Source organism: Mycobacterium sp., assembly GCF_049673265.1.
Taxonomy (GTDB): Bacteria; Actinomycetota; Actinomycetes; order Mycobacteriales; family Mycobacteriaceae; genus Mycobacterium.
This window is the reverse complement of record NZ_JBATXN010000010.1, coordinates 1-10154: the sequence shown is the minus strand read 5'-3', so window position 1 is coordinate 10154 and position 10154 is coordinate 1. Positions and strand designations below refer to the sequence as shown.

Below are 10154 nucleotides of genomic sequence, written 5' to 3'. Positions count from 1 at the left end.
CGGTCGACGGCCATCGCCTCGGTCAGATAGGTCGTGGAAACCAGGAAAGTGCCGTGGTCGACCATCATCTGAAGCGTCTCGTCGGTGGCGAGGAAACCGTGTTCGATGCAATCGATTCCGGCTCTGATGCAGGCGCGGATGGCGGTGTCGCCGATCGCGTGCGCGGCCACCCGGACGCCGGCGCGGTGCGCCTCGTCGGCGATCGCGGCGAATTCCTCGTCGGAGTACTGCTGCGATCCGGGTGATGTGCTGTGCGACATCACCCCGCCCGAAGCCGAAACCTTGATCAGCTTGGCGCCATGACGAATCTGGTAGCGCACGCAGGCCCGGACGTCGGGCACGCCGTTGGCGATGCCTTCGGCGACCGACAACGGCATGATGCCGGGCGCCAGCCGTTGGAACACTGTCGGATCCAAGTGTCCGCCGTACGGCGTGACGGCGTGTCCGGCCGGAACGATCCGCGGCCCGATGTGCCAGCCTTGGTCGATTGCCCGCTGCAGCGCCACGTCGAGCAGGTAACCGCCGGTCTTGACCATCAGACCTAGATTGCGCACCGTGGTGAAACCCGCCTCTAATGTGGTGCGCGCGTTGACCGCTCCGCGCAGGGTTCGATAGACGGGGTCGTCCTGCACGCCGTGCAGCGGGGTCGGCAACCCCTCCGGCCCACCGGGACCGCCGATGAGCAGGTTGAGCTCCATGTCCATTAGCCCCGGCAGCAGCGTCACATCGCCAAGGTCAATCTCGGTAGCTGAATCCGATGGTGGCTCAGCGGGATTGACGGCCGCGATCCGATCGTCGTCGACCACGACCACCGCCGGTGAGTGCACCTGGCCGGTGACGACGTCTGCCCAGCGAGCGGCCCGCAGTACGATCACGGCACGGGTTCGCAGACGCAATCCAACGTCGATGCGCCCGAATCGGGGACGCGAGGCTGCTTCCAGCATTCGACCGGGAACGACACCATGATCATCGAGTACAACAGGTGCATCAGGTTCAGCACGTCCTCGGGCAGGTCGTCGAGACTGAACTTGTCGCAGTAGGTCAACGCGTCTTCCGCGAGCGGTGTGATGGCGTCATAAAACGCCTGCATGTCAGCCATCGAGCTATTGAGTCGCTTGTGGTAGCGCTGCGGTTCGGTCGGCAGGCACCAATGCGAAAACGGCTCGAGATCAACGAATTCGGGCGGCAGCACGGTGGTCATCGGTCAGACTCCCGCCGCTGCGCGCCGGTATTCATCGACCCACACCGCGGTCTCGTGATGCAGATGTCGCAACAGCACTTCCTGGTCATTGAGAACAAACCCATCGACAGCGCGCGATTCGACCATGGTCTGCGTTGCCTCCAACGTGTTGGCGTCCTGCAAACCGAATTCTTTGAAGGTAACCGCCGCCAGCTCCTGCGCAACCCGCTCGCGGGGGGTGCGCGGCGGCGGGAAATACAACGTGCCCTCGAAGACATGGCTGTTATACGACGTCGGCCAGTAATGGTAGGTCAGATACCAGCCCTGCCCCCAGATCAGGATCACGAAATTAGGGAACAGCTGAAACGAGTCCAGCCCCCACGGGTCGCAGTTGGCCGGGTTGACGCCGGCGGGTAGCGGACCGATATCGGGGCTGTCCCATGGACCGAAAAGCCCGCTGCGGCAGATCTCGTCGACCGGCTTACGCATATCGGCGTCCATCTCCCAGGTCCGCACACCCGAAGTGCTGACCAGTCGGTGTGGCCCATCGATGCGATAGTGCGGCGCCTCGAAACCCGCCTCCGCCGCCGCCTTGGAGTACTTGGACGGCGACTGGTTCGCGTGCAACACCGGCGCATGGTAGAACTCCTGAAACGCATCCAGATAGAGCTTCCAGTTCGCCTTCACTTCCGACCGGTAACACCACCGCGACGTCATCTGCCCGAACGGATAGCCCTCCAAGCCAAGAACCATCGGACCGAGGAAATCCCGGAGCGACTGCTGGGGTTCGGCGGCGAAGTTGACGAAGATAAAGCCTTCCCACACGTCGCAGTGCACGGGTACCAGCCCGTAGCGGTTCTTGTCCAGGTCGAAGAACTCCCCCTCCTGGGGGACGTGAGTGAGGTTGCCGTCCAAGTCGTAACGCCAGGCGTGGTACTTGCAGCGAAACTGCCGGCAGAAGCCACTGGTTTCCTCCAGCGGCATGTCGTTCCAGACCAACTTGTTGCCGCGGTGCCGGCAGATGTTATGAAACGCGTTGATCTCACCTCGGCTGTTGCGCACAACAACGATTGAGGTGTTGGCGACTTTCAGCTCCTTGGTGAAATAGCTGCCGTTGCGCGGAAGTTGCTCGGCCCGACCGACATTCAGCCAGGCACGCTTGAAAATCGCTGCCTGCTCGAGCTCATAGAAGCCCGGTGATATGGAATCCTCGTAGGACACCGGACCGGTCCCCAGATCGGGGTAATGCTCGGTCCAGCTGCCTTCCGGTGGCTTGGGGAAACGAGCCATACCTACTCCTGTCGATCACGACCACCCACCCGCAGCGCTGACCGTATATGCTCGGTAGCTTAATCGCAAGTAGTTGATATTCGTGGGCCCCCCGGCCGAGGAGGTGTGCGTGCAACACCAGGCACTGTTCATCGGCGGGACGTGGTCGACGCCGAGCTCCGATGCCAAGATCGAGGTCATTTCGCCGTCCACCGAAGCGCCGGTCGCGCAGGTCGCCGCTGCCGCACCGGCCGACGTCGACGCCGCCGTCGCGGCAGCGCGGGCGGCGTTTGATCACGGGCCATGGCCGCGCCTCGACCCGTCGGAGCGAATCGCCGTGCTGCGACGGCTGGCCGAGCTCTACGGCGAGCGACGAGCGGAGATGGCCGAGCTGATCACCGCCGAGATCGGCGCTCCGACCAGCTTTGCGCAGCGCGCGCAGGTCGGACTGCCGTGGATGATGATGACCGCCTTTTGCGATCTCGCCGAAAGCTTTTCGTGGCAGGAGACCCGGGCCGGCCGGTACGGCTCGGACATCCACATCCGTCGCGAGCCGGTCGGCGTGGTCGCTGCGATCGTGCCGTGGAACATGCCGCAGTTTCTCATCGTCACCAAGCTGATTCCGGCGTTGCTCGCCGGCTGTTGCGTGGTGCTCAAGCCGGCGCCCGAATCGCCGCTCGATGCGCTGCTGCTTGCCGAACTCCTTGACGACGTTGGCCTGCCGCCCGGCGTAGTCAGCGTGCTGCCCGGTGGTGCCGACGTCGGCGGGTACCTGGTCGGGCATCGCGACGTGGACAAGGTGTCGTTCACCGGATCAACCGCAGCCGGAAAGCAGGTCGCCGAAACCTGCGGCCGCGATCTGAAACGGGTCAGCCTGGAACTCGGCGGCAAATCCGCGGCGATCGTCCTTGACGACGCCGATCCAACGACCGTCGCGGCGGGGATCCGATCGGCGAGCCTGTCCAACAGCGGCCAGATCTGCAATGCGCTCACCCGAATCCTGGTGCCCGCCAACCAAAGCAGCAGTTTTGTCGATGCGTTGGCCGCCGAAATGCAGGCGCTCGTCGTCGGCGACCCAGTGGACCCCGCCACGCAACTCGGTCCATTGGTGGCGCAACGGCAACAGCAGCGGGTGCTTGGCTACATCGAGACCGGCCGGCGAGAAGGCGCCCGGCTGATCACCGGTGGTACCGGCATGCCCGGAGGCATCGAGCGCGGCTGGTATGTCAAGCCGACCTTGTTCGCGGACGCCGACAACAGCATGCGCATTGCCCGCGAAGAAATCTTTGGCCCGGTGCTGACCGTCATCGGCTACCGCGACGAGCGGGACGCGGTGTCGATCGCCAATGACTCCGACTATGGGCTGGCCGGCTCGGTGTGGACCGACGACATCGATCGCGGTGTCGCGTTGGCCGGGCGAATTCGTACCGGGACTTTCGGTGTCAACCAGGGTTACACGATGGACCCCTACGCTCCGTTCGGCGGCATCAAGTCCAGCGGCTATGGCCGGGAATTGGGTCGCGAAGGTATCGAAAGTTATCTTGACACCAAATCGATCTCGGTGGCCGGCGGCTAACCGCGCACCGGCTGCCCGGCACACATAATCTCGCCAAGTCAGGGCAGTTTGATCACTGACACGTACATTTGCAGGGTCGGTCTGAAGAGATCGACATCATCGAGTTGGCTGCCCAGCACGACTGAGTCAGTCGTGGCGACGAGCACGTGGGCGAACGTCAAGGGAGGGATCAGCAGGGCTCCGCCCAGTTGGTCTATGCCCTCGGCAATGAACTTCGCCAGCGCCTCGAGGACCTCTAACCTTTTGGCTGCCACCCGCTCCTTCGCCTCAGGGTTGCGAAGCAGATACAACGAAAACTCAAGGCCCAACGCGGCGTGCTCGGCCCCGCGGTCGTTGCTGAGCTGGCGCCATCGCTGGGCAATTTCGTCGAGTTCGTGCGCTCCCAGCTCAGCCGCCCCCGACAGTACTTCGGCGAAGTTATCGAAGTAGCGACGCCAGTATCGGTCGCTCACTGCCAAGAAGAGGTCTTCTTTCGCGGCGAAATGTTTGTAAATGGCACCTTTCGTGTAGCCCGCCGTATCGGCGATGTCGTCGAGAGTCGCTGGCGTGAAGCCTTTTTCGGCAAACACGGCCTCCGCGGCATCTAACAAAAGCGAACGAGTGTGCTCGAGGCGTCGCTCCCGCGTCCAACGCTCAACCATGGCGATGATTCTGTCATAGAATCTGAGAAACTTATTGGTTAGTTAGATACTGACTGGTATATTTCTGTGGACTGCCTACCGGAGGAGGGCGATTAATGACTGTTCCCGTCGGCGAAAGACGACTCGTCCCCCCGCCCGACGGTTGAGTTGATAGCCAATCCACATCCCCCGGTCGATCTGATGCGCGAGCGCCGTACTACGACGAGCCAGAAGGAGTCAGTGCCATGAGCGAATTGTTGAGCAAGAAGAATGCCCCCGCTGTCACTGAGCCGCTCGGCGACGCGGCGTCGCTTGGTGCCGAGACTCAGGCCAAGGCCAAGCCCGTGCGAACCTGGGCCATCATCGGCGGTGCAATCCTGGCTTTTCAGCTATATGTGTGGATCCGTTGGATCACCGGGCCCTACTTCAAGCGGGTGCCAACGGGGCCAAGCGATCCGCCGATGTTCATGAAGATTGTCCTTCTCACTTGGACGACCGTCATCGTCGCCGGTCTACCGATCGGCATTTATTACTTCATCGTCCGGCCCTGGCGGCGGGAGCGGCGAATCACGCTTGACGGCATGCTCCTGGTGGCCTGCGGCCTGATCTTCTTCCAGGATCCGCTGCTGAACTACATCAATACCTGGAGTACGTACAACACCTGGATGTTCAACCGGGGCTCGTGGGTACAAAACGTTCCAGGTTGGCTGTCATTCGGGGAACCGGGCCGCATGATGGCCGAACCGCTCTTGATGAATGCGCCGGGTTACTCGTACGGAGTCCTGCTGTGCACGATCCTTGGCTGTTGGGTCATGCGCCGCGCCAAGTCGCGCTGGCCGAACATCAGCAACGTCGGAGTGATCGGCATATTGATCGTCTGGACGTTTTTCTTCGATCTGGTCATCGAGGGGTTATTCCTCATGCCAATGGGACTTTTCACCTACCCCGGTGCAATTAGGGCCCTGTCGATCAACGCTGGCACCTACTACCAATGGCCGGTCTACGAAGGGCTGATGTGGGGAGGTGTCCAGGCGGGTCTGTGTGCGCTGCGCTTCTTCACCGACGATCGAGGGCGGACATTCGTTGAACGGGGACTGGAACGCGTCCAAGGTGGGTTTGCGAAACAACAGCTCATGCGCTTCCTCGCGATCTTCGCGGCGTGCAGCGCCTTCTTCTTCGTGTGCTACAACATCCCCGCTCAGTGGTTCGCCTTGCACCAGGATCCCTGGCCGCAGGACCTTTTGAAGCGCTCGTATTTCCTGATGGGAATCTGCGGGGAAGGGACCGACCGGCCTTGTCCTGATCCTGCACTCCCTGTGCCCAACAAACAGTCTGGCTACATCAATCAGGACGGCAAGCTTATTCTTCCGCCGGGTGTCGAGTTTCCGAAGACCGTTCCGTTCGATCGAGGTCATTGAAATGTCGAGCTCATCGCCGATCCCTCTCGCAGGTTCAAGCCGATGCACGGCCACTTGATGTCAGTTCTTCAGAGGGAGAAAGCGTCATGAGCGACCTGTCGAGCAAGAAGAACGCGCCCACTATCACCGAGCCGCTCGGCGGCGCGGCCGGACTCGGTGCCCATGCTGAGCCTGAGGCGAAGCCCGTAAAGATTTGGGCCGTCGGGGGCGGCGCACTCCTGGCGCTCCAGTTATATGTATGGATCCGCTGGCTCACCGGGCCCTACTTCGAGCGGGTGCCCTCGGGCCCGAGCGATCCGCCGATGTTCATGAAAGTGCCACTCATGGCGAACGCGATCGTTCTCTGGGTTGCCCTTCCGTTCGCCCTCTGGTGGTTCATCATCAGGCCTTGGCGCCGCGAGCGGCGAGTCACGCTGGACGGCATGCTCTTAGGGTCGATGGGCCTGATGTTCTTTCAGGATCCGCTCCTGAATTACTTCAACACCTGGTGTACGTACAACAGTTGGCTATTCAACCGCGGGTCCTGGTCACCCTATATTCCGGGTTGGGTGTCGCCCGACGCGCCCGGCCATCAGGTGCCAGAACCCCTCCTGACGAATGCACCCGGATACGCCTACGGAGTTCTTCTGATCACCATCGCCGGATGCTTTTTGATGCGCAAAATCAAGGCGCGATGGCCGAACATCAGCAATCTTCGGTTGATCGCCGTCACCTACGCGCTCGCCATCCTCTTCGACTTCGTCATGGAGGGCCTGGTCATGCTGCCGATCGGTTTCTACACCTATCCCGGCGCCATCCGATCTGTGTCGCTCAATGCCGGCACCTACTACCAATGGCCCCTCTACGAAGGACTGATGTGGGGCGGTGTCCAGGCAGCTCTGTGCTGTCTGCGCTTCTTCACCGACGATCGTGGCCGCACAGTCGTCGAGCGCGGACTGGACCGGGTTCGTGGCGGAGTCGCCAAACAGCAGGCCGTTCGCTTCCTGGCGATCTTCGCGGGGGTCAGCGCTTGCTTCTTCATCTTCTATAACGTTCCCGCGCAATGGATCGGCATGCACTCTGACCCCTGGCCCGAAGACCACCAGAAGCGCTCCTATTTCAATGGGGGCACCTGCGGTGCCGGGAGCGACGTCCCCTGTCCCAATCCCGTGCTGCCGGTACCAACCAGACGCTCCGGCTACATCAATACCGATGGTCAGCTCGTCCTCCCGAGGGGTGCCGAGTTCCCGAAGACCGTCCCTTTTGAACGGGGGAAGTGAGGTGCTCACTAACAGTCAGCCGACCGCAAACCAATCGGCTGCGAAAGCGCCGTTTTACCGAGCAGTCGGTGATGAAGTGGAGGTCTTCCGCGCCGCGGCGCGCCGCGGCCTGCCCGTACTTCTGAAGGGGCCCACCGGATGTGGGAAAACACGGTTCGTGGAGGCTATGGCTCACGAGCTTCGCCGCGATCTCATAACCATTGCGGGGCACGAAGATATGACATCAGCAGATCTGGTGGGCCGATTCCTGCTCAAGGGTGGCGAAACCGTCTGGGTGGACGGACCTTTGACGCGGGCCGTGCGTAACGGTGCCATCTGCTATCTCGACGAGGTGGTAGAGGCGCGGCAGGACACCACAGTGGTCATCCATCCGCTCGCCGATCACCGCCGTGAGCTTCCGGTCGACCGGCTCGGAACGACATTGCAAGCGGCGCCCGGGTTCCAGCTGGTGATTTCCTATAATCCCGGCTACCAGAGCGTTTTGAAGAACATCAAGGAGTCGACCCGCCAGCGTTTCGTCGCCATCGAGCTCGACTTCCCACCGGTTGAGATCGAGACGGAGGTGGTTGCCCGCGAAGCGGGCATCGATTTCGAGACAGCGAGCGCTTTGGTCAAGCTGGCCAACGCAATTCGAAATCTGGATGGCTCACCGCTTCGTGAGGTCTCCTCCACCCGGATGTTGATCCTCGCTGGCGGCCTTGTCGCTGAAGGTCTCAGCATGCGCAGCGCTGTCCAGTCGGCCGTCGTCCAAGTCCTCTCCGACGATCGGGATGTCGTACGTGCCCTTGGCGAACTCGTCGATGCCGTCCTGCCTCAGACGTGACCGGTTCCGGTCCCGGCGGCCCTGACCGGTTTCGACTCCTCGCCAGCTTCATTGCCGGCAGGTCTACCGATGTTGTGGAGGCACCGGGCGGCGAGGCCGCTCACACCAATGGCCGAGTCATCTTCGTATCGGCAGGCCGTCCCGTCGCGGAGCAGCGCCGCGAGCTCCTGGTTCAGAGCGCTTTACTCGGTGCGGGCAGCCTGGATCAGCGGCTGGTAAAGGCCTTACGGGCGCGTCCGTCGGTGGCGCGCCGCTACCTGGCCCTCGAAGGTCGCCGAGTGCTTGCCGAACTCGCCGGGGAAATCCCACTTGCAGCCGCGGTTCACGCCGACGCGCAACCGGGCACTGCGAGCGCTGCCGAGTCACTCGAGGTGGCGAGAGGCCGAGCGATGGTCGCCGATCCGCCGGAATGGTTCGGTGTCATCAGGCCGTCCCGATTGCTCACTTCCTCTCCCCGACCGGGTGCACAGGCCACCAACAAAGAGTTGCGCCTGGAGTACGACCCGATCGACCTGCCCGAAACCGACGACGACGAGGACCGGGAGCGGTCTGGAGAAAGCAAGATCCTCAAGCTTTTTGAGAATCCGCTCTTCAACTCGCGCGCTCTATCGGACTACTTTCGTAAGCTTTTCGGGAGCTCCCGTGCCCCCGGGAACGGCGTCGCGGGAGCGGAGTTGCAAGTGCGCTCCGTTCGGCGGGTCGACGCGGCGGGATCGAATACCCGGCCTCTCCCCACGCGGATCCATTTCACCGATGACGGCAATCCCGGTGCCGTGGTAGGCGTAGGCGGCGCTCTCTATCCGGAATGGGACTTACACAACAGCCGTTATCGGCCCGAGTGGTGCCGGGTCATCGACTTTCCACTGACGGCCAGTGCCGACGTCGCCGCCGCCGGCGTTGTGCAGGACAACGTCCTCAGGCAACGTTTGTCCCGGGTTGGCCTCGGCCCCAAGGTTCTTCGCGGCCGACCTGAGGGTGACGAGCTGGACATCGAGGCGCTCATCAATCTGTTCGTCGATCTGCGGTCCGGCTACTCGCCACCGGAAGATGTCTATCTAGAGCGCCGCAAACTTGCTCGCAACCTGGGCGTCCTGATCTTGCTCGACGCCTCCGGCTCGGCCACCGATAGCGATCCGGACGGCCTCGCGGTACACGAACACCAACGACGGGCGGCCGCCACACTTGCGGTCACGCTCGAAGAGCTTGGCGACCGCGTCGCCGTCTACGCATTTCGCTCACACGGCCGAAATGCGGTCCACCTTCCGGCCATCAAAGCGTTCGGACAGCCTTTCGGCGCGGCCGGGCGAGCCCGGCTCAGCCAGCTCCAACCCTCGGGGTACACGCGCCTCGGCGCCGGCATCCGTGGCGCAGGGGAAATCCTCAAAACCGAGGCGGGCACACCGAATCGGCTGTTGATCGTTCTGTCTGATGGTTTTCCCTATGACGATGGTTACGAAGGCCGTTACGCAGAGGCTGACGTCTATAAGGCTCTTGAGGAGCTCCGCGTAGATGGCGTTGCGTGCCTTTGCCTTTCCCTAGGCGCGGCCACAGCCGGCGACGCGCTCAAACGAGTCTTCGGCTCCGCCAGCTACGCCAGCGCTACAGCCCTGGCCGAGTTGAGCCCGCAGATGGATGAGTTATTTCTATCCGCTCTGCGGGAACTGGCCGCGCCTAAACCGTCGAGAAGATGAGGCATAAACTCGACACTTCAGCTACCGCCGAAGCTGCCATACCGGATCGGCACAGTCGAGACCCTCCGCGGACAGCTGCCGCTTGACCACCTTGAAGGTCGCGGTGCGCGGCAGAGTCGTGCCGACCCGAACGTAGGACGGCCACTGCTTAGGGCCTAGGTCGGTCTGCTCAGCCAGGAACGCGCGGAATTTGTCCGCGTCGAATTCGGCGCCGGGCGTCATCACCAGTGCGGCCATTACCTGATCGCCGACGGCCGGATCCGGGATCGCATACACCGCAACTTCGGTCACATCCGGATGTCGCAGCAGCACCCGCTC

General features: G+C 62.5%; 10 protein-coding genes. 5 read left to right on the top strand and 5 right to left on the bottom strand.

Annotated elements, in window-relative coordinates; genetic code table 11:
* The 3 genes from WBF82_RS00265 to WBF82_RS00255 all read right to left on the bottom strand — a co-directional run.
* Positions 1 to 875, bottom strand: an 875-nt coding sequence (locus WBF82_RS00265) for an amidohydrolase family protein (protein WP_424381113.1), incomplete at its 3' end; no start/stop codon positions are given.
* Complete coding sequence (locus tag WBF82_RS00260) at positions 872 to 1201, bottom strand: hypothetical protein (RefSeq protein ID WP_424381112.1); 330 nt, start codon at positions 1199 to 1201, stop codon at positions 872 to 874. The genes WBF82_RS00260 and WBF82_RS00265, both read right to left, overlap by 4 nt.
* A gap of 3 nt (positions 1202 to 1204) precedes the next feature.
* Entirely contained in the window at positions 1205 to 2470 is a 1266-nt protein-coding gene (locus tag WBF82_RS00255) for an aromatic ring-hydroxylating oxygenase subunit alpha (RefSeq protein ID WP_424381111.1), read from the bottom strand.
* Between the two features lie 109 nt (positions 2471 to 2579).
* Here WBF82_RS00255 and WBF82_RS00250 point away from each other — a divergent pair, with 109 nt between their 5' ends.
* Positions 2580 to 4025, top strand: a complete 1446-nt coding sequence (locus WBF82_RS00250) for an aldehyde dehydrogenase (protein WP_424381110.1) — start codon at positions 2580 to 2582, stop codon at positions 4023 to 4025.
* A gap of 38 nt (positions 4026 to 4063) precedes the next feature.
* Here the strand turns inward: WBF82_RS00250 and WBF82_RS00245 are convergent, their stop codons facing one another.
* The gene (locus WBF82_RS00245; RefSeq protein ID WP_424078504.1) at positions 4064 to 4666 is read right to left on the bottom strand and encodes a TetR/AcrR family transcriptional regulator; all 603 of its coding nucleotides are present in this window, start codon (positions 4664 to 4666) and stop codon (positions 4064 to 4066) included.
* A gap of 224 nt (positions 4667 to 4890) precedes the next feature.
* Between WBF82_RS00245 and WBF82_RS00240 the strand changes: the two genes are divergently transcribed.
* The 4 genes from WBF82_RS00240 (at position 4891) to WBF82_RS00225 (ending at position 9836) form a co-directional block, all read left to right on the top strand.
* Positions 4891 to 6063 carry a spirocyclase AveC family protein gene (locus tag WBF82_RS00240; protein ID WP_424381109.1) on the top strand — a complete coding sequence of 391 codons (1173 nt, stop codon included), beginning with the start codon at positions 4891 to 4893 and terminating at the stop codon, positions 6061 to 6063.
* Positions 6064 to 6149: 86 nt separating this feature from the next.
* Positions 6150 to 7322 (top strand): spirocyclase AveC family protein, encoded by a 1173-nt coding sequence (locus WBF82_RS00235; protein WP_424381108.1) that lies wholly within the window; start codon positions 6150 to 6152, stop codon positions 7320 to 7322.
* Between the two features lies 1 nt (position 7323).
* Positions 7324 to 8145: a CbbQ/NirQ/NorQ/GpvN family protein gene (locus WBF82_RS00230; RefSeq protein WP_424381114.1), complete on the top strand. Its 822-nt coding sequence runs from the start codon at positions 7324 to 7326 to the stop codon at positions 8143 to 8145.
* On the top strand, positions 8142 to 9836 hold the full coding sequence (locus WBF82_RS00225; RefSeq protein ID WP_424381107.1) for a nitric oxide reductase activation protein NorD: 1695 nt from the start codon (positions 8142 to 8144) through the stop codon (positions 9834 to 9836). Before WBF82_RS00230 ends, WBF82_RS00225 begins: the two co-directional genes overlap by 4 nt.
* A 21-nt stretch (positions 9837 to 9857) precedes the next feature.
* Here the strand turns inward: WBF82_RS00225 and WBF82_RS00220 are convergent.
* The coding region (locus WBF82_RS00220) for an AMP-binding enzyme (protein WP_424381106.1) at positions 9858 to 10154 on the bottom strand (297 nt) is incomplete at its 5' end.

What these genes read in the sequence shown, in the direction of transcription:
- WBF82_RS00260 (WP_424381112.1), bottom strand. Translation starts at nt 1,201, where the DNA reads ATGACCACCGTGCTGCCGCCCGAATTCGTTGATCTCGAGCCGTTTTCG.
- WBF82_RS00255 (WP_424381111.1), bottom strand. Translation starts at nt 2,470, where the DNA reads ATGGCTCGTTTCCCCAAGCCACCGGAAGGCAGCTGGACCGAGCATTAC.
- WBF82_RS00245 (WP_424078504.1), bottom strand. Translation starts at nt 4,666, where the DNA reads ATGGTTGAGCGTTGGACGCGGGAGCGACGCCTCGAGCACACTCGTTCG.
- WBF82_RS00240 (WP_424381109.1), top strand. Translation starts at nt 4,891, where the DNA reads ATGAGCGAATTGTTGAGCAAGAAGAATGCCCCCGCTGTCACTGAGCCG.
- WBF82_RS00235 (WP_424381108.1), top strand. Translation starts at nt 6,150, where the DNA reads ATGAGCGACCTGTCGAGCAAGAAGAACGCGCCCACTATCACCGAGCCG.